The following is a 229-nucleotide window of genomic DNA, read 5'->3' as shown; positions in this document are numbered from 1 at the left end:
CCCCAGGGCTTGGGCCTGAGATGGCAATGATATTGTTTTTAGCTTCCATCATCGCAAAATGTAAGCTGGTACGCAGGCTGCGTAATGCCTCGATAGATAAGTCGGCGGGGTTTTCAAGTGCTAAAATGGTTTTGGCTTTGGCTTTGGCTTTGGCAGTTCTAGCTTTACGCGATTGGCTAAAGTCTAGCAGTTTATCTTGATTGTCTGAATACGGCACGCTGGCATAAAC

At 46.7% G+C, this 229-nt stretch carries 1 protein-coding gene; it reads right to left on the bottom strand.

The annotated features are described in order from the left end of the window. On the bottom strand, positions 1 to 229 hold a 229-nt coding region (locus AAEY72_RS16630; protein ID WP_352311819.1), incomplete at both ends, for a hypothetical protein.

The organism is Psychrobacter sp. W2-37-MNA-CIBAN-0211 (assembly GCF_040309405.1).
In the GTDB taxonomy this organism is placed as follows: domain Bacteria; phylum Pseudomonadota; class Gammaproteobacteria; order Pseudomonadales; family Moraxellaceae; genus Psychrobacter; species Psychrobacter glaciei.
Note: the sequence above shows the minus strand (reverse complement) of the source record. Positions and strands in the feature narration are given on the sequence as shown.